Annotated in this window: 27 protein-coding genes and 1 tRNA gene; 9 read left to right on the forward strand and 19 right to left on the reverse strand. The window is 68.9% G+C overall.

Translation table 11 applies throughout. The features are described from left to right. Positions 1–304: 304 nt before the first annotated feature. Entirely contained in the window at positions 305–751 is a 447-nt protein-coding gene (locus QM711_RS08455; protein WP_415098224.1) for a hypothetical protein, read from the forward strand. A gap of 70 nt (positions 752–821) precedes the next feature. Here QM711_RS08455 and QM711_RS08460 read toward each other — a convergent pair whose 3' ends face one another. The 3 genes from QM711_RS08460 to QM711_RS08470 all read right to left on the reverse strand — a co-directional run bounded on the left by QM711_RS08460 (position 822) and on the right by QM711_RS08470 (position 3,607). Then, positions 822–1,445: a PIN domain-containing protein gene (locus tag QM711_RS08460; protein ID WP_415098226.1), complete on the reverse strand. Its 624-nt coding sequence runs from the start codon at positions 1,443–1,445 to the stop codon at positions 822–824. 39 nt (positions 1,446–1,484) lie between these two features. Next, the gene (locus QM711_RS08465; RefSeq protein WP_415098228.1) at positions 1,485–1,913 is read right to left on the reverse strand and encodes a helix-turn-helix domain-containing protein; all 429 of its coding nucleotides are present in this window, start codon (positions 1,911–1,913) and stop codon (positions 1,485–1,487) included. Positions 1,914–1,996: 83 nt separating this feature from the next. Continuing rightward, positions 1,997–3,607, reverse strand: a complete 1,611-nt coding sequence (locus tag QM711_RS08470) for a helicase HerA-like domain-containing protein (RefSeq protein ID WP_415098230.1) — start codon at positions 3,605–3,607, stop codon at positions 1,997–1,999. Between the two features lie 76 nt (positions 3,608–3,683). Here QM711_RS08470 and QM711_RS08475 point away from each other — a divergent pair, with 76 nt between their 5' ends. Together QM711_RS08475 and QM711_RS08480 are read left to right on the forward strand one after the other, a co-directional pair. After that, a complete protein-coding gene (locus QM711_RS08475) occupies positions 3,684–3,977 on the forward strand; it encodes a type II toxin-antitoxin system VapB family antitoxin (RefSeq protein WP_415098232.1) in 294 nt (97 codons plus the stop codon). A 37-nt stretch (positions 3,978–4,014) separates the two neighbouring features. Beyond that, a complete protein-coding gene (locus QM711_RS08480; protein ID WP_415098234.1) occupies positions 4,015–4,587 on the forward strand; it encodes a LytR C-terminal domain-containing protein in 573 nt (190 codons plus the stop codon). A gap of 29 nt (positions 4,588–4,616) precedes the next feature. On the opposite strand, the gene QM711_RS08485 is transcribed toward QM711_RS08480, so the two are convergent. From QM711_RS08485 to QM711_RS08520, 8 genes are all read right to left on the reverse strand, one after another. Continuing rightward, positions 4,617–6,101 carry a potassium/proton antiporter gene (locus QM711_RS08485; RefSeq protein ID WP_415098236.1) on the reverse strand — a complete coding sequence of 495 codons (1,485 nt, stop codon included), beginning with the start codon at positions 6,099–6,101 and terminating at the stop codon, positions 4,617–4,619. A 111-nt stretch (positions 6,102–6,212) separates the two neighbouring features. After that, entirely contained in the window at positions 6,213–6,593 is a 381-nt protein-coding gene (gene dhaM, locus QM711_RS08490; protein WP_415098238.1) for a dihydroxyacetone kinase phosphoryl donor subunit DhaM, read from the reverse strand. A 10-nt stretch (positions 6,594–6,603) separates the two neighbouring features. Further along, on the reverse strand, positions 6,604–7,239 hold the full coding sequence (gene dhaL / locus QM711_RS08495) for a dihydroxyacetone kinase subunit DhaL (RefSeq protein ID WP_415098240.1): 636 nt from the start codon (positions 7,237–7,239) through the stop codon (positions 6,604–6,606). Beyond that, on the reverse strand, positions 7,240–8,238 hold the full coding sequence (gene dhaK, locus QM711_RS08500; RefSeq protein WP_415098242.1) for a dihydroxyacetone kinase subunit DhaK: 999 nt from the start codon (positions 8,236–8,238) through the stop codon (positions 7,240–7,242). Positions 8,239–8,346: 108 nt separating this feature from the next. Further along, positions 8,347–9,504, reverse strand: coding sequence for a substrate-binding domain-containing protein (locus QM711_RS08505; RefSeq protein ID WP_415098245.1), 1,158 nt, complete (start codon positions 9,502–9,504; stop codon positions 8,347–8,349). Between the two features lie 29 nt (positions 9,505–9,533). After that, positions 9,534–10,697 (reverse strand): ABC transporter permease, encoded by a 1,164-nt coding sequence (locus tag QM711_RS08510; RefSeq protein ID WP_415098247.1) that lies wholly within the window; start codon positions 10,695–10,697, stop codon positions 9,534–9,536. A gap of 17 nt (positions 10,698–10,714) precedes the next feature. Beyond that, positions 10,715–12,211, reverse strand: a complete 1,497-nt coding sequence (locus QM711_RS08515; RefSeq protein WP_415098249.1) for a sugar ABC transporter ATP-binding protein — start codon at positions 12,209–12,211, stop codon at positions 10,715–10,717. A 120-nt stretch (positions 12,212–12,331) separates the two neighbouring features. Further along, positions 12,332–13,102: an IclR family transcriptional regulator gene (locus QM711_RS08520; RefSeq protein WP_415098251.1), complete on the reverse strand. Its 771-nt coding sequence runs from the start codon at positions 13,100–13,102 to the stop codon at positions 12,332–12,334. An 88-nt stretch (positions 13,103–13,190) separates the two neighbouring features. On the opposite strand from QM711_RS08520, the gene QM711_RS08525 reads away from it, so the two are divergent. From QM711_RS08525 to QM711_RS08535, 3 genes are read left to right on the forward strand one after another with little or no spacing between them, the layout of a single operon-like run. Beyond that, the gene (locus tag QM711_RS08525) at positions 13,191–14,141 is read left to right on the forward strand and encodes a cyclase family protein (RefSeq protein WP_415098253.1); all 951 of its coding nucleotides are present in this window, start codon (positions 13,191–13,193) and stop codon (positions 14,139–14,141) included. Further along, on the forward strand, positions 14,141–15,163 hold the full coding sequence (locus QM711_RS08530; protein ID WP_415098255.1) for a 2-hydroxyacid dehydrogenase: 1,023 nt from the start codon (positions 14,141–14,143) through the stop codon (positions 15,161–15,163). The genes QM711_RS08525 and QM711_RS08530 overlap by 1 nt, the downstream gene beginning before the upstream one ends. Beyond that, positions 15,160–15,996 carry an NAD(P)-dependent oxidoreductase gene (locus QM711_RS08535; RefSeq protein WP_415098257.1) on the forward strand — a complete coding sequence of 279 codons (837 nt, stop codon included), beginning with the start codon at positions 15,160–15,162 and terminating at the stop codon, positions 15,994–15,996. Before QM711_RS08530 ends, QM711_RS08535 begins: the two co-directional genes overlap by 4 nt. Positions 15,997–16,044: 48 nt before the next feature. Here the strand turns inward: QM711_RS08535 and QM711_RS08540 are convergent. The 3 genes from QM711_RS08540 to QM711_RS08550 form a co-directional block, all read right to left on the reverse strand. Then, positions 16,045–16,133, reverse strand: a tRNA-Ser gene (locus QM711_RS08540). A gap of 54 nt (positions 16,134–16,187) precedes the next feature. Continuing rightward, positions 16,188–16,619, reverse strand: a complete 432-nt coding sequence (locus tag QM711_RS08545; RefSeq protein WP_415098259.1) for a nucleoside deaminase — start codon at positions 16,617–16,619, stop codon at positions 16,188–16,190. A gap of 22 nt (positions 16,620–16,641) precedes the next feature. Then, the gene (locus QM711_RS08550; protein WP_415098261.1) at positions 16,642–17,265 is read right to left on the reverse strand and encodes a tRNA adenosine deaminase-associated protein; all 624 of its coding nucleotides are present in this window, start codon (positions 17,263–17,265) and stop codon (positions 16,642–16,644) included. Between the two features lie 105 nt (positions 17,266–17,370). Between QM711_RS08550 and upp the strand changes: the two genes are divergently transcribed. Both upp and QM711_RS08560 read left to right on the forward strand, forming a co-directional pair. After that, a complete protein-coding gene (gene upp, locus QM711_RS08555) occupies positions 17,371–18,012 on the forward strand; it encodes a uracil phosphoribosyltransferase (protein WP_415098263.1) in 642 nt (213 codons plus the stop codon). A 22-nt stretch (positions 18,013–18,034) separates the two neighbouring features. Further along, complete coding sequence (locus QM711_RS08560; protein WP_415098265.1) at positions 18,035–19,066, forward strand: lactonase family protein; 1,032 nt, start codon at positions 18,035–18,037, stop codon at positions 19,064–19,066. 18 nt (positions 19,067–19,084) lie between these two features. On the opposite strand, the gene QM711_RS08565 is transcribed toward QM711_RS08560, so the two are convergent. The 4 genes from QM711_RS08565 to folP are packed head-to-tail and all read right to left on the reverse strand — an operon-like array spanning position 19,085 to position 23,071. Beyond that, the gene (locus QM711_RS08565) at positions 19,085–20,317 is read right to left on the reverse strand and encodes an ATP-grasp domain-containing protein (RefSeq protein ID WP_415098267.1); all 1,233 of its coding nucleotides are present in this window, start codon (positions 20,315–20,317) and stop codon (positions 19,085–19,087) included. A gap of 18 nt (positions 20,318–20,335) precedes the next feature. Next, the gene (locus QM711_RS08570; protein WP_415098269.1) at positions 20,336–21,082 is read right to left on the reverse strand and encodes an esterase family protein; all 747 of its coding nucleotides are present in this window, start codon (positions 21,080–21,082) and stop codon (positions 20,336–20,338) included. Then, positions 21,082–22,125 carry an alpha/beta hydrolase gene (locus tag QM711_RS08575; RefSeq protein WP_415098271.1) on the reverse strand — a complete coding sequence of 348 codons (1,044 nt, stop codon included), beginning with the start codon at positions 22,123–22,125 and terminating at the stop codon, positions 21,082–21,084. Before QM711_RS08575 ends, QM711_RS08570 begins: the two co-directional genes overlap by 1 nt. 19 nt (positions 22,126–22,144) lie before the next feature. After that, entirely contained in the window at positions 22,145–23,071 is a 927-nt protein-coding gene (gene folP / locus QM711_RS08580; protein ID WP_415098273.1) for a dihydropteroate synthase, read from the reverse strand. Positions 23,072–23,311: 240 nt separating this feature from the next. Here folP and QM711_RS08585 point away from each other — a divergent pair, with 240 nt between their 5' ends. Then, entirely contained in the window at positions 23,312–24,610 is a 1,299-nt protein-coding gene (locus tag QM711_RS08585; RefSeq protein WP_415098275.1) for a hypothetical protein, read from the forward strand. A gap of 59 nt (positions 24,611–24,669) precedes the next feature. Here the strand turns inward: QM711_RS08585 and fumC are convergent, their stop codons facing one another. Then, complete coding sequence (fumC, locus tag QM711_RS08590; protein WP_415098277.1) at positions 24,670–26,067, reverse strand: class II fumarate hydratase; 1,398 nt, start codon at positions 26,065–26,067, stop codon at positions 24,670–24,672. Position 26,068 lies beyond the last annotated feature (1 nt).

Here is a 26,068-nt window from a genome sequence, read left to right on the forward strand (position 1 = left end):
TGCTGCGCGAAGCCCGGGCCCTTCGGGGCGAATTCCGCACGCACGACCCGCATCGACGTCGCGAGGTGATGCACGCCGAGCCCGCGCGCGGCGCAGAGCAGAGCAGAGCAGGGACGAGCCCGTCACAACAGGGCGGGCCGGCGAGGCAACGCCGCTCGAGTCGGAACGCAATCTCGCGAGCCTGCGGATAGACGTGGCGATTTCTGTCCCACGGCAGACGCCAACGCATCACGACGGTCCGCACTCTGAGAGGGCGGAATCCAACCACACAGGATCCGCAGCCCCACCATCAGAAGGAGTCGTCATGAACCTCACCAAGTACACCGGACGCATGGTCGCGGCCGGCCTGATCGCCGCTGCGTCCGCAGTCGGTTTCGCCGGCTCGGCCCACGCCGTCGCGGCCAACGGATGCTCGGCGGTTCCGCTGACACCCACGTTCTCGCACGTGGACGCAGCCGGCAACCGGGTACTGAAGTACACGTTCCGGCTGACCTGCCGAGCCGGCCGCACAGCGACCGTGCAGCACCAGATCCGCGAACTCGACCTGTTCAGCAGTGACCTGATCAAGAACTCGACCTACACCAAGGCCTTCCCGGCCGCCGGCACGACGACCGTGAGCTACCTGGCAGCTGTCCCCGACACCGAGCCGGGCGGCGAGGAGATGTACCACCGGCTTCGGCTGCGGGTCACCGTGTTCGGGTTCGTCCAGCCGTGGACGGGGTGGCACAGCTCGGCGGTGGTGAACGCCTGAGGTTCAGATCAGCTCCGGCAACGATGCGACCGGCCACTGCCGGGCGTCGACAACTCCAACTGCGGTACGCCTACCTCCCATCTGATGGGGGGTCTTGCCCACCGAACAGGGTGGAGTTCCGGTCCAGGGCCAGCAAGTGACACCGGACGCGCTCCGCGAAGACCGGGCAGGCCGCGACCCGAAGCGACTGGGGAAGGTGAGGCTCGCGACCCCGGCCAAGCCAGTACCGCACCTCACTGGCTGTAGCCTCCCTCACCAACCCCGGCGACGAGTCGTCGACAAGAGTGAAGAAGTCGTCAGGGCTATAAACCGAGTAGGGAGCGGAGTCGTCATCGAAGTCCCCAGTGTCAGCCGTCAATAGGATATCGGCCTGGCACGCGCGGGCGGCTGAGTGAACGTGCGCATCATTCGGGTCCTGCCCGCTCCAACCTGCGTCGATAGGGAAGTCAGCGACGCGTCCGGCCTCGAAGGTCCCCGCAATTCGGTCGCGTATCGCACTGAGCCTTCCGCCGGACCAGTCCAGATGACTCCGCCGAAGGTGATAGATCGTCTCCGCAAGCACATCCTCGGTCCAGAAGACCTGGAACGGCGGCACGTCAGGGATCGTATAAAGCAGTCCCAGCCAGTCACGTAGCGTTCTGGAATAGAGGACGTTGGCGTCCACGAACACGCCATGCGGCCCGATTCCGATCACGGCTCGACCCTACAAGGCCGAGCCGACACTCGATGTGACTCAGATTTCTTCGAGTTCGCGCAACTCACGAAATGCTCGACGCTCCCGATCGCGGCGTGCACTTCGCTCTGAGAGGACGTCGTCCGAGCGGAACCGGAGGTGACTGCCCACCCGATGCGAAGCGATCCGACCCTCATTGGCCATCTTGACCAAGGTTGGTCGCGAAACACCCAACAATGCGGCGGCGGCTGAGGTGGTGACCTCAGCAGGAATGGCCATCACCGTCACTTCCGAACCGCTGGCCATCGCTTCCAGGACGCGCTGCAGCAGGCGACCGAGTTCGATCGGCAACGGCGCCGGCTCATGCGCAGGAGCCGAGACCAGCAGCTCACCCTGAGGGCTGGCCAACTGCGCAAGGACGGTGCGGGCGCGCTCGACGTCCTCGTCGGTGGCCAGAATCTGATTGGTCGATGGAACGATCGTGGGCATCGCAGGCGTCCTCCGTAAGCAGGTGCCACCCCAGGGTAGGCACTTTCAGTTATAAGTGCAAGAGCCGTCCTGGTTGATACGTCTCAGCGCCGTCGCCCGGTGCCCATCATCCCGCGGGCGATCTGACCGCCCACGGTGATCACCTTGTTCCAGAAGGTCGGCGAGCTGAGCACCTTCTCCACCCCGCTCTTGGGCGCCGGCCGGCTGGACGTCGTCCGCGGCTGCGAAGCTCGCGGCTGCGATGCCCGGGCCGCGGCGGCGGCGTCCTTCTCGCGCTGCTTCGCTTCGGCGGCGGCCGCCTTCTCCTGGGCGGCCCGGTCGGCCTCGGCGGCGGCGGCCGCCGCGCCCTGCTCCAGTTTGCGGGTGAGCATCTCGTAGGCGGAATCGCGGTTGACCTCGTGGCCGTATTTGCGCATCATCGCCGACTGGGCGACGCCGCCGGCCATCATCTGCGCGTCCATCGGGTCCATGGACGCCTCGGGCGCCCGCATCCGCGTCCAGGCCACCGGCGTCGGTGCGCCGTTGGGGTTCAGCACGGTGACGATGGCCTCGCCGATGCCCAGGCTCTGCAGCACTTCGGCCAGGTCGTAGCCGGAGTTGGGGTAGGTGGCGACGGTCGCCTTGAGGGCCTTGGCGTCGTTCGGGGTGTGCGCCCGCAACTGGTGCTGGACCCGCGAACCCAGCTGCGCGAGCACGTCCTCAGGGACGTCCTTGGGCGTCTGGGTGACGAAGAAGATGCCGACGCCTTTGGACCGGATCAGCCGCACGGTCTGGGCGATCGCCTGCAGGAACGCCTTGGACGCGTCAGCGAACAGCAGGTGCGCCTCATCGAAGAAGAAGACCAGCTTGGGGCGGTCGATGTCGCCGACCTCGGGCAGGTCGTGGAACAGGTCGGCCAGCAGCCACATCAGGAAGGTGGAAAAGATCGCCGGCCGGTCCTGCAGGTTCGGCAGTTCCAGCAGCGAGATGACGCCCTGGCCGTCGGGGGTGGTGCGCAGCAGGTCGCGGCTGTCGAACTCGGGTTCGCCGAAGAACTCCTCGCCGCCCTGGGTCTGCAGGGTGACCAGCGCCCGCAGGATCACCCCGGCGGTCGCCGACGACACCCCGCCCAGGTTTTTCAGGTCACCCTTGCCCTCGGCCGAGGTCAGGTAGGCCAGCACCGTGCGCAGGTCCTCCAGGTCGAGCAGCGGCAGGCCCTGGGTGTCGCAGAAGTGGAAGACCAGGCCGAGCGTCGACTCCTGGGTCTCGTTCAGGCCGAGCACCTTACTGAGCAGGATCGGCCCGAATGAGCTGATCGTCGCCCGCAGCGGGACGCCGCCGCCCTGGCCGCCGAGGGCGTAGAACTCCACCGGGCAGCCGTGCGGCTGCCAGTCCTGGCCGATCGCCGAGGTGCGGGCCAGTAGTTTCTCCGACGATTTGCCGGGCAGGGCCAGCCCGGACAGGTCGCCCTTGATGTCGGCGGCGAACACCGAGACGCCGGCCCGGGCGATCTGTTCGGCCATCAGCTGCAACGTCTTGGTCTTGCCGGTTCCGGTCGCCCCGGCCACCAGCCCGTGCCGGTTCAGCATCGACAGCGAGATCCGCACCTTCGCCTGGGGCACCGGCGCGCCGTCCACCAGGACGCCGAGGTCGATCGAAGGGGTGTCGAAGGTGTAGCCCTTGGTGATCGCCGCTACGTCAGGTGAGTTCGACATGACGTCACTGTAAAGGACGCTCGACGGTCACGACCCGGAGCAACCCCGGGCAGGTGATCCTGGATACACTGCCTGGGTGATCTTCAGGCGCGTCGGCGAGGGCCGTCCCTATCCCGAGCACGGTTATGTGCAGCGGCAGTGGGCAGCGATCGCGCCGCAGCAGATCCGGCTGGACCAGCTGGTGACCACCAAGCGGACCCTCGACCTGGAGCAACTGCTCGAGGAGGACTCCACCTTTTACGGCGACCTGTTCGCCCACGTCATCGGCTGGCAGGGCGAGTACTACCTCGAGGACGGTCTGCACCGCGCGCTGCGCGCCGCGCTGCAGCAGCGGCAGACCATGCACGCCCGGGTGCTCGAACTCAAGTAGTCTGGTCAAAGGCCAGGCGAAGAGGAGTTGATGGAGCGTGCGGGGAATCATCCGGATGCTGAAGACTCCGCTGACCCTGCTCGTCCTGGCGGCACTGGTCGCCTTCGGCGGCTTCTGGGGGTACAAGAACGCCACCGCCCAGATCCCGCCGCCACCGCCGCAGCCGTGCACGATGACCGAGGTCGGCGGCAAGCTCGCGCCGGCCCACGTGACGTTGCGAGTGCTCAACGCCGGCCTGCAAGGCGGTCTCGCGAAGCGGGTTAGCAGCGCGATGCGGTCCTACGGTTTCAACATCCTGAAGGTCAACAACACCGATCAGCGGCTGACCCACACGGTGATCGTCGGCAACGCCACCGACTCGCCGGAGGTGCTCCTGGTGGCCGGGTTCTTCAAGAACGCCACCACCCAGGCCGACGGCCGGATCGACCATGTGGTCGACATCCTGCTCGGTGACGACTACTCCGGACGGGTCACCAAGCCGGTCCTGTCGGTGCCGGTGAGCGGCCCGGTCTGCCTGCCGATCCCGCCCGGGACGTCGACGACGCCCTCGTCCCCGGTCCAGCCCTCGACCTCCGCAACTCCGACGCCGTCGCCGTCCAGGTCCCGGTAACCCCTCCGCAGCCGCGAACAGCGCTGGCCTCACCCGTCCCGCTGGGTGCGCCAGCGGGAGAGCCGGCCGCCGCGTCCGACCTGCTTGAACCGGGTCTCCACCTGGTACCGGAACCGGGACGGCACCACGACCAGCAGTTCGTCGCCGGCCCGGATCACATCGCGCGAACCGGGGGCGAACGGCGTCCCGTCGCGGATGATCAGCGACACCACGGTGCTCGGCGGCAGCCGCAATTCGAAGATCGTCACGCCATGCAGCTGGGAGCCCTCGGGCACCTTGATCTGCATGAAATCGGCCTGGATCTTGTCCAGCGGGGCGACCTCGACCTCGATGTCGACGGCGTCGTCGCCCGTTGTCACGCCAAGTTTACGAGCCACCCATTCCAGGGTGGGCGCCTGCAGGGTGGTGTAGACGACGACGAACACGAAGACCAGGTCGAAGATCTCCCGGGCCTGCGGCAGCGGGGACGCCAGCGGCACCGTCGCCATGATGATCGGCACCGCGCCGCGCAACCCGGCCCAGGACAGGAACGCCTGTTCGCGCCAGGGCACCCGGAACCAGACCGCGGAGATCGCCACCGACAGCGGGCGGGCCACGATGGTCAGGAACAGTCCCGCGATCACGCCGACCCCCAGCACCTGGGGAGAGAACCGTTCCGGGTGGGCGAGCAGGCCGAGCATCACGAACAGCCCGATCTGGGCGACCCAGCCGATCCCTTCCGCGAACGACTTGGTGGCGTTGCGGTGCGGCAGGTCGGAGTTGCCGAGCACCATCGCGCACATGTACACCGCGGCGAACCCGGACACGTGCAGGGTGGCACCGGCACCGTCGGCGAACAGCGCCCAACCCATCGCCCCCAACGGGTAGAGGCCGGACGCCGGCAGCGCGATCTTCTTCAGCACCCGGGCGCCGATCCAGCCGATCACCAGGCCCACCAGCAGCCCGCCGATCAGCTCGACGGCCACCATGCCCAGGATCTCCGCCGGCCCCTCGGTGCTCTCGCCGAGTGCCCAGGCGGTGGCGGCGGTGACCAGCAGCACCACCGGCGCGTCGTTGAGGCCGGACTCCGCCTCCAGCACGGCCCGCAGCCGGCCCGGGATCGGCACCCGGCGCAGCACCGAGAAGACCGCGGCCGAGTCGGTCGGTGCGGTGATCGCGCCGAGCAGCAGCGAGGTGGCCAGGTCCAACCCGAGGACGAAATGACCGAACAGCGTCATCGCGACGATCGACGTCCCGACCCCCAGCGTGGCGAGCAGGCCGGCGAGGGTGAGCACCGAGCGGATTTCTCGCCACTTGGTGGTGAAACCGCCCTCGGCCAGGATCAGCACGAGTGCCGCGAACCCCAGATCATGCGCGAGGGCGGCGTTGTCGAATTCGACCCACAGGCCGACTCCGACGCCGAGGAACAGGAACAGCAGCAGCGACGGCAGACCGAGCCAGCTGGACAGCCGGGCGGCACCCAGGGCGGCGAGCAGCACTGCGGCCCCGGCCAGCAGCACGATGTCGAGGCTCAAGGGTCACCCTTCCGTCAGGGCTAACTTTATTGAGCCACGGGCGTCGGTCGGGCCGCTGTCCGGGGCCGCGCACCACGCTTGCGCGTGCCCTCGTCGGTCCGCTAAGTGTGGCTAAGCGAACATGTCCAGGGCTCGGGCAGCCTCGGCGACGGCGTCCAGATCGCCGCCGACCTGGGCGGTCACTGCCGCGGCGACCGCCCCCTCGACCAGCGGTCCGGGACAGAACCGGACGTCGTCGCCGTCCACCAGTTCGAGGACGGCGTCGACGGTCATGTCGGCCGAGCCCAGGTCGGTGAGCAGCGCCACCTGATGGCCGGCCCCGGTCAACTCCTCCACGGCGCCGTAGATGGCGTCGAACGACGTGCCGATGCCGCCGTCGTCGGTCCCGCCGGCCGCCCGGAACTCGACCTCCTTGGCCATCTGCCGGGCCAGTTCGACGACCCCCTCGGCGAGCTTCGCCGAGTGCGAGACGATCACCAGTGCGATGCTCATCGCCGCCCGCTCAGTTCGCCGCTTCGGCGGCATCCGCCGCCGCGCTGAGCAGGTAGGCGGTCGAGGTCGCACCGGGATCCTGATGGCCCACCGAGCGTTCGCCCAGATAGGACGCCCGGCCCTTGGTCGCCTGCATCGCAATGGTCTCCTCGGCGCCACGGGACGCGCCGTCGGCGGCCGCCCGGAACGTCTCGGCCGGGCCCTTGCCCGCCTCGGACGCCGTCCGGGCCGCGTCGATGGCCGGCGTCCAGGCGTCCACCATGGTCTTCTCGCCGGTGGTCGCCTTGCCGCGGACCACGATGCCCTCCAGCGCCGCCTCGCACACCGCCACCACCGCGGCGGAGTCCAGATCGCCTTCGGCGGCCTTGGCGGCCCGGATGAAGGCGGTCCCGTACAGCGGGCCGGCGGCCCCGCCGACCTTCGACATCAGGGTCTGTGCGACCAGCTTGAACACCCCGGCGACGTCGTCGGGCGGGTTGTCGTCGAGCCGCTGCACCACGAAGCCGAAGCCGCGGGCCATGTTCTCGCCGTGATCGCCGTCCCCGATGGCGCGATCGAGGTCAATCAGCTCCATCCGGTGCTCGGTCAACAGCGCCGACGCCCGGTGCATCCAGTCATTGGCCCAGGCCGCGTCCAGGTTCGTCATTCAGACGCCCTTGACGAGCGCGACGGTGTTGACCGGGGCGTCCCACAGCGCGGTCAACTCGTCGTCGAGCTTCAGCACCGTGATCGAGCAGCCCTGCATCTCCAGCGAGGTGATGTAGTTGCCGACCAGGGATCGGGTCACCGTCAGCCCGGCCGCCTCCAGCCGCTCGCGGGCGTGCCGGTAGACGATGTACAGCTCCGACTCCGGGGTGCCGCCCATGCCGTTGACGAACAGCAGCACGTCGCCGCCGTCCAGCTTCAGGTCGGCCAGGATCGGGTCGACCAACTGGTCGGTGATCGCGTCGGCCGGGGCCATCGGAATGCGGTGCCGTCCGGGCTCGCCGTGGATGCCGATGCCGATCTCGATCTCGTCCTCGCCCAGGTCGAAGGACGGCTTGCCGGCGTGCGGGACCGTGCACGCGGTCAGCGCCACGCCCATCGAGCGGACCTGGCCGATCACCTTCTCGGCGACCGCGACCACCGCGTCCAGGTCGTCGCCGCGCTCGGCAGCGGCACCGGCGATCTTCTCCACCAGGACGGTGCCGGCGACGCCGCGGCGTCCGGCCGTCCAGGTGGAGTCCTCGACGGCGACGTCGTCGTTGACCACGACGGCGCGGACCTTGATCTCCTCCAGGTCGGCCAGTTCGGCGGCGGTCTCGAAGTTGAGCACGTCGCCGGTGTAGTTCTTCACGATGTGCAGGACGCCCGCGCCGCCGTCGACCGCCTTGGTCGCCTCCAGGATCGGATCGGGCGTCGGCGAGGTGAACACCGCCCCCGGCACCGCGGCGTCCAGCATGCCGAGGCCGACGAAGCCGGCATGCAGCGGCTCGTGGCCGGAACCGCCGCCGGAGACCAGCCCGACCTTGCCCTGCACCGGCGCATCGGCGCGGACCACGTAGTCCGGGTCGAGATGGACGGTGACCAGGTCGGCGTGGGCGGTCGCGAAACCCTTCAGGGTCTCGGTGACGACGTCGGCCGGATCGTTGATGAGCTTCTTCATTGAGCACTCCCTGTTCGTCGAACCCGCGGACGCCCCCGGGCCGCGGGCCGCGTCGCACTGACGCACTCCCCACTCTGCCCGCTGCCGGCGTGCCGCGAAAGGGAATCGCTACTTGCCCCAGATCTTCTTGTAGGCGTCCTGGTAACCGGTCGGATCCCAGAAGTTGTCAGCGGTGGCGTTGTCCTTGGTCGAGACGTGGATCTGCGGGACATAGCCGGACGCCTTCTCGCCGGCGAACGCCCGGTTCAGTTCATCGACGATCTGCCAGCCCTCCGAGCGCAGCGGGGACGGCACGGTGGCTGCCTGGAAGTCGCCGTTGCGGATCCGGGTCAGCGCGGCCGCGTCGCCGTCGCCGGCGCCGACGTTGACCGGCGCGGTCGCCGCCGTCCGTCCGGACTGCCGGAAGGCGGCGGTGGCGTTCTCGAAGTAGACGTCGTTGATCGCCACCGAGTAGGTCCACTTCTCGCCCAGGCTGCTGAGCAGCGCGCTGGTCTCGGTCGGCATCCGGTTCGCCACGTCCGCGATCGGGATGTTGGCGTACTTCAGCACGTTGACCGACGAGCAGGTCTGCAGTTCCTTCTGGATCATCTGGCTCTTGCCCTCGGCGAACGGGATCGACGAGTCGGTGAAGATGACCACGCCGGCCGCGCCGTTGGAGCGGGCGATGATGTACTGCGCGCTGATCTTGGCGACATCCTCGACCTTGGTGGTGACGTTGCTGAACAGCTTCGGGTCATCGCTCGGGCCGGGGGTGGCCAGCGCCTGCCAGCCGACCAGCGGGATCTTCGCGGCGTTGGCCTGCCGGACCTGGTCGGCGGTGGTCTTCGGGTCGAAGCCGCCGAGGATGATGCCGGCCGGGTTCAGGGTCAGCGCCTGGTTGAAGGCGTTCTGGATGCCGGCCGGGCTGCCCTGGCCGTCGATCGTCTTCAGCGTCCAGCCGATCGCCGCGCTGGCGTCGGTCAGCCCGGCGGCCACCCCGGCAACCCCTGGGTTCTGCATCGACTGCGCGACGTAGACGATGGTCTTGCCGGCGACCGCCTTGGGACCGGTGCTGGGGCCGTCCCAGGGCTGGTCCTTCGCGGTCGCCTTGTCGACGGCCGCGCGGGCGGACGCGACCACGTCCGGGCAGGCGGACGCGGCGGTGCTGGTGGCCTGCGCCGAGGCCCGGGCCGCGTCGGAGCCGCGCTCGCAACCGGCCAGGGCGAGCGATGCGCCGATGGCGAGTGCGCAGCCGGCGGCCAGCGGGCGGCGGAATGGTGATGCCATGGTGAACCTTTCGGACGGGTGGCGAGCGATCAGGAGGCGGGCTTGTCGGGGTCGACCGACGGGTCGATGACCGGGGCGGCCGAGGTGTGCGGGCCGACCGTGTCGGCGAGCTCACCGTCGGCGGTCTGGACGCCGGTGGCGCCCGCCGCTGGAGGCGCGGCGTTGTCGACGGCCTTGTTGGCCGCGATGCCGGCCAGGATCTTGCGGCGGGCGCTCCAGCCGGCCAGGCCGACCGCGATCAGCAGCGTGATGCCGTTGAACAGCGGGTTGACCCAGAAGTTGGCGCCCAGCTGGCCGATGCCGGCCAGGCCGATCGCCAGGGTGACCACCGCGACGATGGTGCCGCCGGCGTTGGGGCGTCCGGGCTTGATCACGGTGGAACCCAGCAGCGCCGCGACGAAGGCGGGCAGCATGTACTCCGAGCCGACCGAGGGGTTGCCGATCTGCTGCTGGGAGGCGAGCAGGACGCCGGCCACACCGACCAGGAACGAGCAGGCGCCGAAGGCGTAGACCGAGTAGCGGCGGGTCGGCAGGCCGATCAGGTCTGCGGCGCGCTGATTGGAGCCCAGGACGTAGAAGTACCGACCGAGCGGCAGCCGCTCGAGCACGATCCACAGGATCACCGCGATCACGGTCACGTACCAGGCGGCGACCGGGATGCCGATGAACTTCGAGTCGTAGAGGTCGGTGAAGCCGTAGGGCAGCCCGTTGCCGGTGGGTACGACCCGGGCGCCGTTGGTGATGGCGCCGGTGATCGCGTAGAGCACCGAACCGGTGCCCAGGGTGGCCACGAACGAGTCGATCCGGCCGAGTTCGACCAGCAGCCCGTTGACCACGCCGACGATGGTGAGCAGCACCAGCACGATCAGCGCGGCCAGGATCCAGTCCACGCCGTTCACCACCATGGTCATCATCAGCACATGGGCCAAGCCGAGCGCGTAGCCGATCGACACGTCGAATTTGCCGGTGGCGATCGGGATCATCGCACCCAGCGCCAGGATCGCCGGGATCGAGTTGGCGCCGAGGATCGCGTTCAGGTTGGTCCGGGTGAGAAAGGTGCCGGGCATCAGGATGGCGAACACCCCGAAGAGCAGGACGGCCAGGATGAGCAGGCCGTAGGTGCCGACGAACGAGCCTCCGCCGCGGCGGCGCTTGGCCGGGCGAGCCGGCGCGGCTGGTGCTGCTGTGGTCATTGCGGTGGACTCCCTCGTCACTTGGTGGTCAACAGGTTGGCGCCGGAACTGGCGGCGGTGAGTGTGCCGACGGTGAGGTCGTCGCCGGCCAGTTCTTCGGTCATCCGGCCCTGGACGAAGACCAGCGCGCGATGGGCGACACTGGCCACCTCCTCGAAGTCGGTGCTGACCATGACGACCGCCAGACCCGCGTCCAGGGCGTCCTCGAGCAGGCGGTAGATGTCGGCCTTCGCGCCCACGTCGACGCCCGCGGTGGGTTCCTCCAGCACGATCACCCGGCGGTTCGCCGACAGCCAGCGGCCGACCATCACCTTCTGCTGGTTGCCGCCGGACAGCGTGGCGATCGGCGCCTCGGGGTTGTTCGGCAGGACGCCGTAGGTCTCGGTGAGCTGTTCGCCGAGTTCGGCGTCCTTGCCCGGGCTGTTCCAGCTGAGGATGGACTTGCCCCGCGGCCGCAGGTTGGCCAGGAAGTTCTCCCGGACGCTCATCTCCGGCGCCATCCCCTCCTCCATCCGGTTGGAGGTGACGAAGCCCACGCCGCGGTCGACGGCCGCGGCCGGCGAGGTCGGGGCATAGGACTGGCCGTCGAGGGTCAGCGAGCCGCCGTGCATCGGGAAGGCGCCGCCGATGGCACGGCCGAGTTGGACGTGGCCGGCGCCGGTCAGGCCGACCATGCTGACCACCTCACCGGCGTGCACCTGGAAGCTGACCGGTCCGGCCGGTCCGGCCAGCACCCGGTCACCGGACAGCACCACCGGACGGGTGCGGGCGTCGAACCGGGACTGGTAGCTCTTCGGCTTGCTGCCGACGATGTCGACGATCAGGTCCTGCGGGGTCTTGTCCTTGATGCCACCGGCGTGGATCAGCCGCCCGTCGCGGAAGACCGTCACCGAGTCGGAGATGGCGAACACCTCGTCGAGCCGGTGCGAGACGTAGATCATCCCGCAGCCCCGGTCGCGCAGGTTCTTCAGCACCTCGAACAGCCGCTCGGAGTCGGCCGCCGGCAGCGACGCGGTCGGCTCGTCGAGGACCAGGATCGGGGCGTCCGCGGACAGCGCCCGGGCGATGGCGACCAGGGAGCGGTCGGCCCTGGTCAGGTCGGCGATCAGGGTTTCGGGATCGACGTCGAGCTCGACCAGCGCCAACGCCGCCTCGGCCCGCCGCCGCACCTCGCGCCAGTTGATCAGCCCGCCGCTGCGGGCGTAGGTGGTGCCGAGCGCGACGTTCTCGGCGACGCTCATCGCCTCGACCAGACCCAGATCCTGGTGGATGAACGCCATCGCCCGGGTCGCCTCGGGCGAGCCGAGCGGGTGGCCCTGGACGCGGACGTCGCCCGCGGTCGGCGGGTACAGGCCGGACAGCACCTTGATCAGCGTCGATTTGCCCGCGCCGTTCTGGCCGAGCAGCGCGTGGATGCTGTGCGGTTGCAGGGTGAAGTCGACACCCTTCAGCGCCTGGGTGGCGCCGAACTGTTTGACAAGGCCCTTGATCTCGATCAGGGGAGCATCAGCCATTGGAATCCTCAACTCTGAGTGAAAGCCAACATTCTGGACCGTGACCAAGATTCTGGACCACGTTTGGACGGGAAGCAACCCGTCATCCAAGAATCGCCGTGCCGCCCCGGAGCGGCCCGCTCAGAACGAGCGACCGGCCAGCGGATTGCGGAACAGTCCGGCGAGCCGCTCCAGTTCGGCGACCACGGCGGCGGCGGGCAACTCGCCCGCCCGCTCCCGGGTCATCGTCGAGCTCACCGACAGGCTGGCCACCTCGTCCGGGGCGTTGCGGACGGCGACCGCGTAGCACACCTGGCCGAGGTTGGTCTCCTCGTCGTCGATCGCGTAGCCCCGCTCGCGCACGTCGGCGAGGTCGCGCAGCAGGTCGGGCAGCGCCTGGATGCTGCGCTCGGTGTAGCGCGGCAGCAGCTTGCCCCGGTACCGGTCCTCGACCGCCTCGGCCGGCAGCGTGGCGAGCATCACCTTGCCGGTCGCGGTGATCGAAGCCGGGAACCGGTCCCCGATACCGCCGGTCATCCGGCGCGGACGGCCGCTCGCCTCGTAGCGGGCGAGGTAGATCACGTCGGTGCCGTCGAGCAGCGCCAGCCGGGCGGCCTCCCGGGAGACGATGGGCAACCTCCGCACCTCGGCGTAGAACTCCTCCAGGTCGTCCACGGTGGCGAGGTAGTCGGCGGCGAGCCCGAGGAAGCGGCGGCCCAGCCGGTAGCGTCCATCGTGCCGGCGGGCCATGCCCTCGCTCTCGAGCACGGTGCACAGCAGCGCGGTGGTCGACTTGGCGATTCCGGTGCGGGCGGCGATGTCGGCGACGGTGAGACCGACCTGGCCGGCATCGGCCAGCAGGTCGACGATCGCCATCGCCCGGGTCAGGGCCGGCACCGCACTGCGATCCATCGCAACCCTTCTTGATCATCATGCTGGATCGGCGACAGAGTAATGGACTACGGTGATGACGCCAAACACCCAACGAAGGGAGACCGCCGTGGCTGCCGCGCGCATCACGAACCCGCTTGCTCTGCCCGAGGTGCCTCAGGAGGAGTTCGACCAGGTCTTCGAACAGCTCAAGAGGTGGGGTCAATATAGCGAGCCCTCGCGCGGGGCCTGGGGCACGGTCGGCGCCGAGAAGGTGCGCGAAGCGGCCGGTCTGGTCAGTTCCGGTCGCACCGCCCAGATGGCATTGCCCTGGAACACCGTCAGTGGCGTCGACAACCCGCAACCGGCGATGCACCTGATGGTCGAACTCGGCGATCGGGAACCGCCCGAACCCACCTGCAACAAGGACTTCCTGGGCGTCGCCTTCCACGGCAAGGCGGTCTCGCACCTGGACGCGCTGAGCCACATCGCCTACCGAGGCCAGCTGTTCGACGGCAACACCTCCGCCGACGTGGTGAACGCCACCGGCACCGACTTCGGCGACGTCTCGGCGCTGCGCCATCTAATCACCTGCGGCGTCCTGCTCGACTTCGCCGCCATCGACGGCAAGGACTGGATCGAGCCCGGCACCGCCTTCCACGCCGAGGACATCCTGCGTGCCGAGGAGGCGCTCGGCGTCCGGATCGAACCCGGCGACGCCGTCCTGGTACGCAGCGGGCACTTCGCCCGCCGGGCCGCACTGGGGCCGTGGGACGCCGATGTCGAGGGCAGCGCCGGCCTGCACGTCGACGCCATGCCGCTGCTCGCCGAACGCAACATCAGCCTGCTAGGCGGGGACGGCGACAGTGACGCACGACCTTCGCCGACCCCCGGAGTCGGCTCACCGATCCACGTTCTGGCGATCACCGCGATGGGCGTTCCACTGCTCGACAACCTTGATCTGGAGGAACTGGCGACAGCGTGCCGCGAGGAAGGAAAGTACCGGTTCATGCTCACCGTCGCTCCGCTGAACGTCCCGCGCGGCACCGGCGGCCCGGTCAACCCGATCGCCGTCTTCTGATGGCCGGCACTTTCCGGGTCGGGGTCTCCCGGGACTTCCTCGAGGGCGACCGCAACGTCTGGGGCGACATCGGGCTGGCCCGGCTGGACCGTCCGGACGTGACCTGGGAGTACCTGCCCGAGGACGTCGCCGCCTTCCTTCCCGAACACCTGGCGCCCTACGACGGCGTGCTGTTCGCGGCACCGGCGGTGACCGCGGCCTCGTTCGCGGACGGCGTTCCGCGTCCGCTGGTGCTGTCCCGGTTCGGCGTCGGCTACGACACCGTCGATCTGGCCGCCTGCACCGGCAACGCCGTCGCCGTCACGATCACCCCGGACGGAGCCCGCAAGCCGGTGGCGACCGCGACCCTGGCGATGCTGCTGGCGGTGCTGCACAACCTGGTCGCCAAGGACGCGCTGGTTCGCCAGCACCGCTGGTCGGACCGGACCGGCCTGATGGGCACCGGTCTGAACGGCCTCACCATCGGCCTGTTCGGGGTGGGCAACACCGGCGGCGAGTTCCTCCGGCTGCTGGCACCCTTCGACGTCACGCTGATCGGTCACGACCCGTTCTGTTCGCCGGAGCGGGCCGCAGCACTCGGCGTCCGGCTGGTGGATCGGGCCGAGCTGGCGGCCGCCTCGGACGCGGTGATCATCATGGCCGCGCTCACCCCCCAGACCCGGCATGCCGTCGACGCGCACTTCCTGGACCTGATGAAGCCCAGTTCCGTACTGATCAACATGGCCCGCGGCCCGATCGTCGACGAGGCCGCCCTGATCGACGCGCTCGGCTCGGGATCGATCCGGGCGGCCGGGCTTGACGTCTTCGAGGACGAGCCGCAGAGCTCCGGCATCGAGAAGCTGCCGAACGTCACCCTGGCGCCGCATTCGCTGTCGTGGACCTCCGAGATGAGCCTGGGCAACGGCAACAGTTGCGTGGACGCCCTGCTGGCCGTCGCGGCGGGTCAGGCGCCACGATTCGTGGTGAACCGTGATGTGCTGGACAGCCCGGAGTTCCGGGCGCGACTGGAGGAGTGGGCATGAAGATCTGTGTGCTGGGGCTGGGAAATATGGGGCTGCCCGTGGCGGTGAACCTGGCCCGGGCCGGCCACGACGTGACCGGCGCGAACATCGTCGAGGTGCCGGCGGCGTCCGAGGCCGGGGTGGCGGTCTCCACCGACGCCACCGTGGCGCTGCAGGACCGCGAACTTGTCTTCTGCCTGCTGCCCGACCTGCCCTACCTGGAGCCCATGCTGCCGGCGCTGATCGAGGGCGGAACCAAAGACCTGATCGTGATGAGCACGATCTCGCCGAACCGCGTCCGGGAACTGGCGCAGCGGCTGCAGGGCCAGGTCGACGTGATGGACGCCTGCATGTCCGGCGGTGTCGCGAAGGCCGAGGACGGCACCATGTCGATCATGTGCGGGTCGTCGCCGACGATGTTCGAGCGGCTGCGCCCGATCTTGGACGTGATCGGCGGCACCGTGGAACTGATGGGTGACGTCGGCGCCGGTGCGGTCGCCAAGGCCTGCAACCAGATGGTGGTCGCCGGCACGCTGGTGGCGTTGGCCGAGGCGTCCATCGTGGCCAAGGACAACGGCCTGGACGTCGGTCATGTGCTGGATGTGCTGGGCGCCGGACTGGCGGCGTCCGAACTGCTGGACCAGAAGCGCGACAAGCTCGCCGCCGAGGACTTCTCCCCCAGCGGCCCGGCGAAGTTCCTGGTCAAGGACCTCACCTTCGCCGCCGACAGCGCGGGGGGTCGCGACCTGCCGTCGCTGAAGGTCTCGTTGGATCTGTTCACCGGCCTGACCGACGCCGGCCTGGGCGATCAGGACAACAGCGTCGTGCTGGAGTACCTGCGCCGCACCAGCTAGATCGTCAGAAACGCCGCTCCACCTGCACAGGCGGAGCGGCGTTCTGATTGGCGGTGGCGGTGGGATTTGAACCCACGGTGGGCAGGACCCACACACGCTTTCGAGGCGTGCTCCTTAGGCCGCTCGGACACGCCACCGTCGGCGATTCTATCGGCCAGGTGCGATCCGCTGCCAAATCCGACCGGACCGGGTCACCGGTGCCCCTCGAAGAACTCCCGCAGCAGCTCGCCGCAGGCCTCCGCCTCGATCCCCCCGACCACGTCGACACGATGGTTCAACCGAGGATCCCGCACCACGTCGAAGACGGACGCCACCGCGCCGGCCTTGGTGTCCCAGGCGCCGATCACCACCCGCTCGACGCGGGCCAGCACCAGGGCGCCGGCGCACATCGTGCACGGTTCCAGGGTGACCACCAGGGTGTGTCCGTCCAGCCGCCATTCACCCCGCGCGGCCGCGGCCCGGCGCAGCGCCAGCAGTTCGGCGTGCGCGGTCGGGTCGCCGGTCAACTCGCGTTCGTTGTGCGCCCGCGCGACCACGTGCCCCGAAGGATCCAGCACTACCGCCCCGATCGGCACGTCACCATGCGCGGGAGCAAGGGCCGCCTCGGCACGGGCCTTTGCCATCGGTGCGAGCCAGCGGTTCACCTCAGAGGCCGAACCCCGCCTGGACCGTCTTGCGGTACTGCGGCAGGAACTTCAGCTTCTTGGCCACCCGCTCGAGCAGCGCGTCCGAATCGTCCTCGGAATCGCAGAGCGCCTCAAGTTCGAAGTCGGGGATGCCGACATCGGCGAGGATGTCGAGGTCGCCGATCGGCCCGGCGTCCTCGTCGTCCTCGGGCAGCTCGGAACCCAGGAAATCGGCGACGTCGCGGGCGATCGGCCAGTCGGTGGCGGCCAGCTCGTCGGACAGCAGCACCTGGACGTGCTTGCCACGCACCCGGACGATCACGAAGAACTCCGAAGCGATCGAGACCAGGCCGACCGCACCGCCGTCACCCGGAATGCGGCGCAGCTGGGTGATCAGCTCGTCGAGATCGTTGGCCAGCTCGATACCCAGGGCGAGCGCGACCGGCTGACCGTCCTCGCGGTAGAGGGCGACCACCAGGTCGATGTCGTCGTCGGTGGCGTCCTCGGGATAGTCGTCCTCGTCGTCGTCCTCATCGAGCGCGTCACCGATCAACTCGACCGCCGGTGCGAGGTCGTCGAGACCGGGACGGTCGTCGCCACGGGGGGCGTACTCCTCGTCGGAGGCGTCCGTGTACCTGCTCATCACCACTCCCTAGATCCTCGAACACCCATCGTTTCATGCCCTACCCGGCGACGCACACCGCCGGCGTCCTTTGCCCGGGTGACTCCGGGATGCAAAGGTTCGGGTGTGGAACTGCGCGCACTCGATCATCCGTTGGTATCGCATAAGGTCACGCTGCTGCGCAGCGTCGAAACCCCGTCCCCGGTCTTCCGGCAGCTCGTCGACGAACTGGTCACGCTGCTGGCCTACGAGGCGACCCGCGAGGTGCGGGTGGTGGACTGCGAGGTGACCACGCCGGTCACCGTCACCACCGGCCGCAAGCTGTCCCGGCCGCGGCCCCTGGTGGTGCCGATCCTGCGCGCCGGGCTCGGCATGCTGGACGGCATGATGCGGCTGATGCCGACCGCCGAGGTCGGTTTCGTCGGCATGGTCCGCGACGAGGAGACGTTGGAGCCGTTCACCTACGCCGAACGGCTGCCGCAGGACCTGTCCGGACGGCAGTGCTACGTCCTCGACCCGATGCTGGCCACCGGCGGCTCGCTGGCCGGCACGGTGAAGTTCCTGGTCGATCGCGGCGCCGACCACATCACCTGCATCTGCCTGCTGGCCTCGCCCGAGGGCATCGAGCGGATGAAGGCGCTGGTCGACCCGGTCGGAGTTCCCACCACCCTGGTGGTCGCGGCGGTGGACGAGCGGCTGAACGAGCACGGCTACATCGTTCCCGGTCTCGGCGACGCCGGGGACCGGCTGTACGGGCTCGCGCAGTAGCGCCAGCCCCTACGATCAGACCATGACCGACTCCTGGCTCGTCCTGGTCGCCAACTCCGGTGATGGCACGATCAGCTCCTTCCGGCTGGCCGGCGGGCGATTGCAACGGGTGGCGGTCAGCGGCGGAGTGCCCGGATGCTCCACCTTCGTGCTGGACGCCCGGCGCGATCTGGTCTACGCGGCCGTCAAGGGGGACGACCCCGGCATCGCCACCCTCGCCCTGGACCGAGCCGCCGGCGCGCTCACCCCGCGCTCGCATCTCGCGCTGCCGGACGGCGGAATGAACTACCTCTCGCTGACCCGCAACGGCTCTGCCCTGCTCGGCGCGTCCTACGGCGGCGGCTATGGCATCAGCTGCGCGCTCACCGACGGCGAGGTGAGCGATCCGATCAGCCGGATCGAGTACCCGAACCTGCACTCGGTGCGGGCCAGCGGCGACGGCCGGTTCGCCTACTTCGTCTCGCTCGGCGCCGACCTGATCGCCCAGTACGCGATCGATCCCTGGCTCAACCTGGTGCCGCTGGGGCCGCCGACGGTCGCCGCCCCGCGCGGTTCGGGACCGCGCCACCTGGTGCTGAACGCCGCCCAGGACGCCCTGTACGTGCTCACCGAATTCTCCGGTGAGGTGCTGCGCTACCGGCGCGACCCGCACTTCGGCAACCTGATGGCGTCCGGTTCGGTCACGGCGTACGACCGTTCGAAAGGCCTCGGTCACAGCGAGTTCGGGGCTGATCCGATGGCGAACCACTTCATCTGGGGCGCCGACCTGCACTTCTCCGACCCGGCGCACCTGTGGTGTTCGGAGCGCACCGAGAGCACGCTCGGCGCGGTCGGGGTCGCCGCCGACGGCACCCTGACCGAGCCGGCGGGCTTCACCGTCACCGAGGCGCAGCCGCGCGGCTTCGCCGTCTCGCCCGACGGCCGCTACCTGGTCTGCGCCGGCGAACGGTCCACCAGCGTGTCGCTGTACGGCGTCCACGGTGCCGAGCTGGAACTGCTCGACCGGGCCGAGACCGGCAGCAAGGCGAACTGGGTCTGGTTCGTCGCCCGCTGAGCGGGCCGTCCCTGCGGTTCAGTCCTGCTCGTCGGCCCAGGCCTTGGTCAGGCCGCGGAAATGACCCAGGAACAGGTCGTGCTCGTAGGAGGGATAGGTGGCCCGCACCGTGTCCACGAGGAGCCGGTCGAACTCGGGTGACCGCACCCAGTCCAGGACGGCGGCATCCAGGTGGCCGAGGTGCTCGGCGCAGAACGCCCAGTACTTGTCGGTCTCGAAGTAGTCGTCGGCCAACTCCAGGTACTCGTCCAGCTTCGCCTCATACGACAGCGACGGGTCGTCGGCGATCTCGAAGTAGCGCTCGGTGTGCAGGTCGATCTGCCCTTTCCGGCCGGTGACCAGGCAGTACACACTCCACCGGACGAGCGCCTTGATCGCCCACGGGAAGTAGTAGTGCAGCGAGGTCAGCGCAACATCGGGACAGGCGTTCGCGTAGTCGATCGGGTACACCTCGTCGCCGGCCACCAGCATCTCGGCGGAGTTGAACTCCCAGGCGAAGAAGGCGTTCACGATCCGGCTGATCGCGGCGGTCTCGTGGCCGGCCCGGGCCGACAGGAAGCCGTGCGAGACGTGATAGCGGCTGTGCATCGGCTGCTCGGGCCGGAAATCCATCACCATGGTCTCGGGACCGATCGACAGCGCCCGGGCGAAGACGTCGTAGTCGACGGTCGCCTGCAGGTGCATCAGCATCTCGCCGGACGCGTCGTAGGAGCGCCGCAGGTCCTCGGCGTTGTCCACCCGGGAGACTCCGCGCCAGCCTCCGCCGTCGAACGGCTTCATGTACAGCGGGTAGCCCAAGTCGGCCGCGATCGCCTCGAGATCGAAGGGCTGGTTGTATGTCGCCGACGTGTAGGCCCAGCGGACGTTGTCAACCGGATTCTTGTACGGCACCAGCACGGTTCTGGGCACCTTGAGGCCCAGCCGCAGCATGGCGCAGTAGGCGGAGTGCTTCTCCATCGACTGGAAGGTGAACGGGCTGTTCAGCAGGTAGGTGCCGTTCACCATGGCGGCCTTCTTCAGCCACTCGCGCGGGTGGTAGTACCAGTGCGCGAGCCGGTCGATCACCAGCGGCGTCCGGACCGGGTCGGTCAGGTCGAAGGGTTCGATGGTGAGCCGTTCGGCACCGATGGTGTGGGTGACGCCGTCGACGGTGAGCGGGCCGACCATGCCCAGGACCGTCTCGAACGCTCGCGGCCAGTCCTCTTCGGCGCCGAGCAACAGACCGATCTGATGGTGCGTGTTGATGGTCATGACGCGACGATAGCGACCTCAGCAGAACCGCGGCAGATGGTGGGCGATCTGACGTTGCCACCAGTGCCAGTCGTGCGAGACGTCGTGGCCCCACAGGTCGAGTTCGTGATTGATGCCCTTCTCGGCGAGCAGGTTCGCGACGTGCCGGGTGGACGGCAGCGCACCGGTCGGATGGGTCTCCCACGCCCCCTGCCCGGCGACCAGAACGGCGAACAACCGGGACCGCAACCAGTCCAGGTGGTCGCCACCCAGATTGGGCAGGTAGCTGGTCGGGTTGGCGAAATAGGCGGCGTCGCCCCGCTCACCCCAGGCGTGCCAGCTGGACGGGTCGTAGTTCCCGGAGAGGCAGATGGCGACCGGGAACAGGTCGGCGCGGGTGAGCGAGAACTGGAGCGCGTGGTAGGCGCCGAGCGAGCAGCCGGTGACGATCGCGTCCGACGTCCCCGGTGAGTCGCCGCCGATGAAGCCGGCCACCTGATCGGTGATCCAGGACGCGTAGGCGCCGTGCCTTCGGGCGCGTTCCTCCAGGGGCAGCCAGCGGTCCGACCAGGTCTGGGCATCGAAGGAGTCGACGCAATAGAGCTTGACCCGGCCGGCGTCGATCAGCGGGGCGACGGCGTCCACCATGCCGTTGTTCTCGTAGTCCCAGGCCCGTCCGGCCTCGGACGGAAAGACCAGCACGGGACGTCCCCAGTGGCCGTAGCGGATCACGGTGCCCTGACGGTCGAAGCCGGGGGCGTCCAGGTCGAGCTGGTAGCGGTCCATCAGGTCCAGGCCCTTCTCAGCAGGCGGGTCAGATGCGGGTCGAGCAGGTCGCGCCAGGTCGTCCAGGTGTGGCCGTCGGGCACCTCGCCCCACTCGAGGTCGCCGCCCCGCGCTGCCAGGTGCGCGGCGAGGGCACGATTGTTGCCGATGTTCTCTTCCTCGGAGCCGCAGACGATGCTGATCGGGATCTGCTCGGACGGGTCGGCGCGGTAGAGCGTGGAGGTGAACCCGGTGACCTCGGCCCAATGCGAGTAACCGGCCTCCTGCTGGTCGAACTCAGGGGTGAAGAACGATCCGGACTGCAGGAACAGCCCGGCGAAGCTGCCCGGGTAGCGGCGGGCGGCGTAGAGGGCGGCGAGTGCGCCGAGGCTCTGCCCCATCAGCACCGGCTTGTCCTGCACGGCCAGCTGGCGGGTGAGGACGGGGATCACCTCGGTGACCAGGGCTTTCGCATAGTGCGGGTTGGCGGCGTAGCGGGCGTGCCGGTGCGGTCCGGGATCGAGCAGGAGCACCCGCAGCGGCGTGATCGTGTGGCTCGCGATGGAGGCGGCGAGGAAGTCGGTGAGCCGTCCGTAGTGGGCCATCTGGGTGCCGTCGTGGCAGATCAGCAGCGGGAGCGCGGTGCTGGGGTGGGCGTCCGCCGGTGCCCAGAGCGCACCGCTGAGGTGGCCGTCGCTGGTGCTGAGCTCCCAGTGCTGACTAGTGGTTTCGAGTTGGGGTGCGGTCAGCCAGGCGGGCTCGGCGTAGCCGGGCATCGGCAGCCAGGAGTGGTCCCCGAAGACCCCTTCGACCCGAAGCGGGTTGGTCGGGTCGGTCACCGTGACGGTATCGTCGCCGATCGCGAGCTTGAAGAGGTACTCGATGCGATGGGCGCCGGGACGGGGAATGCTGAGTTCCCAGCCGTGGCTGTCGCGGGTGAACGCGGTGTGGGCGACGGGCACCTCGGACCACAGCCGGACACTATTCGCCTCACCATGCGGATCCGGCAGCCGGAACACGACGCGATCCGCTTCGACGGCGGTCGCGTAGGTGGTGGTGGGCACCGACCGAGGCTATCGCTGATCAGCCTCGCTGCACGCCCCGGAGGTTCACCGCAGCCGGCCGGTCGCCCCGAATGGACGCCACCATGTCGACCACCCGCCGGGTGGCCCGGACGTCGTGGGCGCGGAAGCAGACGGTGCCCAGCCACGCCGCCACCGCGGTGGCGGCAAGGGTTCCCTCCAACCGGTCATCGACAGCCAGGTCGAGGGTCTCGCCGACGAAGTCCTTGCGGGAGAGCGCCTGCAGGACGGGGAAGCCGAGTCCGGCGATCTGGGCGGTGGCACGCAGGGTCCGCAGCGAGTGCCGGGTGGTCTTGCCGAAGTCGAGGGTGGGGTCGATCAGGATCGCGTTGGCTGGTATCCCCGCTTCTCGGGCGCGATTGACGCCCTTGGCGAGAACGTCGAGGACGTCGGCGACCACGTCGTCCGGATCGTCGCGGGAGCCGTAGCGGACGCCGTCCGGATCGGTGCGCGGAGCGGCGCCGCCGGTGTGCGAGACGACATAACCGGCTTGGAGCTTCGCAGCGACCTGGACGAGTTCGGGATCTGCGCCCTGCCACGTGTCGTTGACCAGGTCGATCCGGAGGCCGGCGCAGGCTCTGGCCACTTCGGCACGCCAGGTGTCCAGGCTGAGCAGCAGGTCGGGATGCGCGTGCCGAACCGCTTCGAGGAAGGGCAGCACTCGGGCGATCTCCTCGTCCGCGTCCACCCAGGCGCCCTGTTGCCCGGCCCGGACGCCGCCGACATCCACGATGTCGACGCCGTCCGCGACCATTGCGGCCACCGCGTCCAGGCCGGCTTCGATGGACGGGTGGCGGGCGGAGGAGTAGAACGAGTCCGGCGTCCGGTTGACGATCCCCATCACCGCCGGATTGGCGGCGGTGAACGTGCGGCCGCGCAGGGTGAGTGGAGTCGGGCTGACCAGTGGCACGGGATCGACGGCGGGCACGTGGTCAGACTGCCACTCAGCGGTGAGTCCACGACAGGGTGACCAAGCCGCGTGCCCCACCACCGCCGGTCGAGCTTGTCGAGACCCCAAACCGCGGACGAACGCCGGGGACAGGCTCGCACCCATGCTGCCACGCCATACCGGCTGCGGGTCGGGACGCCCCGACGTGCAGCGATTTTTCGGTTCGTCTTGTTGGTATAGAGCTTGCCAAAGCTATATTAAGGCCATATAATCGAACACATGATCCTAGCCGCAGCGCCGTTCCAAGGCACCGCTGCGGACCGCCTCCGACACGCCGTTGAACTACGCCACCAAGCCGACGCCGAAGAAATGCGGGCACTGGCCGAACTGGCCGGCGAACACTCCTGGACCACCACCGACGAATACGACGTCGTCGGCGGTGAACGAGCGATCCGCATCGGCGCCGACGGCAGCCGACTCGTCGGCGAGTTCCTCCCCCTCGAAGTCGCCGCCACCAAAGGCATCTCGGTCACCGCCGCCACCTGGCTGATCCGCGACGTGATCAACCTCGAAGCCCGCCACCCCACCCTGTGGCACGCGGTCCGGGCGGGAATCGTGGAGCCCTACAAGGCATTCAAGATCGCCCGCCTGGCTGCCGGTTACGAACTCACCCAGGAGCAAGCTCTCGCCGTCGACGAGAAGCTCGCGGGAAAGGTGGGCCGGATCGGCTGGGCACGGTTGCTCCGGTTGGCGCGTGGGTTTGTCGGACAAGTCGCCGCCGACAAGCTCGCAGCCGCCGCGAGGAAGGCCCGGGAAGCCCGGTTTGTCCGCAGCGCGGCCGACCAGGACCAACCGACCGTCACCGAGGTATGGGCTCGGCTCGACACCGCGGACGCCCAGCAGTTGGAAGCCACCATTCGGGCCATCGCCAAGAAGCTCAGTGACAATGGCGACACTGACGAACTCGACATCCGCCGGTCACGTGCCCTCGGCATCCTCGCCACACCCGGCCGAGCCCAGGCGATCCTGGCCGGTGACGACGACCAGCGCTACCTGCCACGCACCAAGGTGTACCTCCACCTCACGCCCGACATGCTGACCGGCAAGTCCTCGATCGCCCGGTCCGAAACCCTCGGACCGCTCACCAAATCCATGCTCGCCGACCTGTTCGGTACGCACCGCATCACCATCAACCCCGTCCTGCATGCCGATGCTGAACAGTCCGTCGACGCCTACGAGATCCCCGATCGGATTCGCGAGGCGGTGGTCTTGCGTGATGTCTGCGAGGTCTTTCCGTACTCCTCCTGGACGGCCCGCAGACTCGATTTGGACCACACGACGCCCTACGTGGCCGGCGCGGACAGTCAGACCCGGTCTGACAACCTCGGACCACTCACTCGCCGCGTCCACCGAGCCAAGACCGTCGGCCGCTGGCGACTGAAGCAACCCCGAGCCGGGACCTTCTGGTGGAAGTCACCCACCGGCGCCGAATACCGAGTCAGTCCCACCGGCACCGACGACCTCCACCACTGGTCACCACTCGAACGACAAGCAACCTGGCAGTTCGACAACGACTAGCCGTGGCGGGATGTTGGTTCGCCGGCCCCGAACTGCCGGGCTTGCGCAGCCCCGTTCACTCAGGCCGACGGGTGTGTCATGTCCCCCGGCACCACCCAGGCGTCGAACTCCTCGCCGGTCAGGTCACCGGACGCCAGCGCGGCCTCGCGCAGGGTGATGCCTTGCTTGTGCGCCTTCTTGGCCATCGCGGCGGCCTTGTCGTAGCCGATGTGCCGGTTCAGCGCGGTGACCACCATCAGGTTCGAACTCAAATTGGCGGAGATCCGCTCCTGGTTCGGCTCGATGCCCTCGGCACAATGCTCGCGGAACGAGCGGCAGCCGTCCGCGAGCAGCCGGATCGACTCGAGCACCGCGTGCGCCATCACCGGCTTGTAGACGTTCAGTTGGAAGTTGCCCTGGCTACCGGCGAAACCGACCGTCACGTCGTTGCCGAACACCCGGGTCGCGACCATGGTGATCGCCTCGCATTGGGTCGGGTTCACCTTGCCCGGCATGATCGACGAACCCGGCTCGTTCTCGGGGATGATCAACTCGCCGATCCCGTTGCGCGGCCCGGACGCGTACCAGCGGACGTCGTTGGCGATCTTCATCAGCGCCCCCGCCAGCACCCGCAGCGCGCCACTCACCGCGACCAGGGCGTCGTGCGCCGACAGCGCGGCGAACAGGTTGTCGGCCTGGGTGAACTCCAGCCCGGTCTCGTCCGAGATCCGCTTCGCGGCCAGCGCACCGAAGTCGGGATGCGCGTTCAGCCCGGTGCCGACGGCGGTGCCGCCGATCGCCAACCCACGGGCCCGGACGTCCGCTTCGCATACGCCCTCCAGTGCGAAGTCGAGCTGCGCCACCCAGCTGCCGATCACCTGACCGAGCCGGATCGGTGTGGCGTCCTGCAGATGGGTGCGGCCGACCATGATCACGTCCTCGTACGCGGACGCCTTCGCCGCCAGCACGTCGCGCAAGTTGGTCACCGGCGCGTACAGCCGCTCGTTGAGCTCGCAGACCACGGCGATGTGCATCGCGGTCGGGAAGGTGTCGTTCGAGGACTGCCCACGATTCACGTGATCGTTGGGGTGCACCGGCTTCTTCGACCCCATCTCGCCGCCGGCCAGTTCGATCGCGCGGTTCGAGATCACCTCGTTGGCGTTCATGTTCGACTGCGTCCCCGAGCCGGTCTGGAACACCACCAGCGGGAAGTGATCGTCCAGGCTGCCCGCGATCACCTCGTCGGCGGCCTTGACGATCAGTTCCGCGAGATCGGACGGCAACTGGCCCAGTTCGGCGTTCGCCCGCGCCGCTGCCTTCTTCAGCACGCCCAGCGCCCGGATCATCGGGCGTCCCCAGACGAAGGTGTCCCGGCCGATGTCGAAGTTGCCCAGGCTGCGCTGCGTCTGCGCCCCCCAGTAGCGGTCGGAGGCAACGTCGACGGTGCCCATGCTGTCGGATTCGATGCGGGTGCTCACA

This window comes from Micropruina sp. (assembly GCF_047602385.1).
Taxonomy (GTDB): Bacteria; Actinomycetota; Actinomycetes; order Propionibacteriales; family Propionibacteriaceae; genus Micropruina.

Coding starts and splice junctions, on each gene's coding strand:
- dhaL (WP_415098240.1), bottom strand. CDS start 7,239: ATGACGAACCTGGACGCGGCCTGGGCCAATGACTGGATGCACCGGGCG.
- QM711_RS08550 (WP_415098261.1), bottom strand. CDS start 17,265: ATGAGCAGGTACACGGACGCCTCCGACGAGGAGTACGCCCCCCGTGGC.
- dhaK (WP_415098242.1), bottom strand. CDS start 8,238: ATGAAGAAGCTCATCAACGATCCGGCCGACGTCGTCACCGAGACCCTG.
- QM711_RS08455 (WP_415098224.1), top strand. CDS start 305: ATGAACCTCACCAAGTACACCGGACGCATGGTCGCGGCCGGCCTGATC.
- QM711_RS08530 (WP_415098255.1), top strand. CDS start 14,141: ATGGCCGGCACTTTCCGGGTCGGGGTCTCCCGGGACTTCCTCGAGGGC.
- QM711_RS08545 (WP_415098259.1), bottom strand. CDS start 16,619: ATGGCAAAGGCCCGTGCCGAGGCGGCCCTTGCTCCCGCGCATGGTGAC.
- QM711_RS08470 (WP_415098230.1), bottom strand. CDS start 3,607: ATGTCGAACTCACCTGACGTAGCGGCGATCACCAAGGGCTACACCTTC.
- QM711_RS08565 (WP_415098267.1), bottom strand. CDS start 20,317: ATGACCATCAACACGCACCATCAGATCGGTCTGTTGCTCGGCGCCGAA.
- QM711_RS08570 (WP_415098269.1), bottom strand. CDS start 21,082: ATGGACCGCTACCAGCTCGACCTGGACGCCCCCGGCTTCGACCGTCAG.
- QM711_RS08465 (WP_415098228.1), bottom strand. CDS start 1,913: ATGCCCACGATCGTTCCATCGACCAATCAGATTCTGGCCACCGACGAG.
- QM711_RS08585 (WP_415098275.1), top strand. CDS start 23,312: ATGATCCTAGCCGCAGCGCCGTTCCAAGGCACCGCTGCGGACCGCCTC.
- QM711_RS08515 (WP_415098249.1), bottom strand. CDS start 12,211: ATGGCTGATGCTCCCCTGATCGAGATCAAGGGCCTTGTCAAACAGTTC.
- QM711_RS08520 (WP_415098251.1), bottom strand. CDS start 13,102: ATGGATCGCAGTGCGGTGCCGGCCCTGACCCGGGCGATGGCGATCGTC.
- QM711_RS08510 (WP_415098247.1), bottom strand. CDS start 10,697: ATGACCACAGCAGCACCAGCCGCGCCGGCTCGCCCGGCCAAGCGCCGC.
- dhaM (WP_415098238.1), bottom strand. CDS start 6,593: ATGAGCATCGCACTGGTGATCGTCTCGCACTCGGCGAAGCTCGCCGAG.
- QM711_RS08535 (WP_415098257.1), top strand. CDS start 15,160: ATGAAGATCTGTGTGCTGGGGCTGGGAAATATGGGGCTGCCCGTGGCG.
- QM711_RS08505 (WP_415098245.1), bottom strand. CDS start 9,504: ATGGCATCACCATTCCGCCGCCCGCTGGCCGCCGGCTGCGCACTCGCC.
- QM711_RS08560 (WP_415098265.1), top strand. CDS start 18,035: ATGACCGACTCCTGGCTCGTCCTGGTCGCCAACTCCGGTGATGGCACG.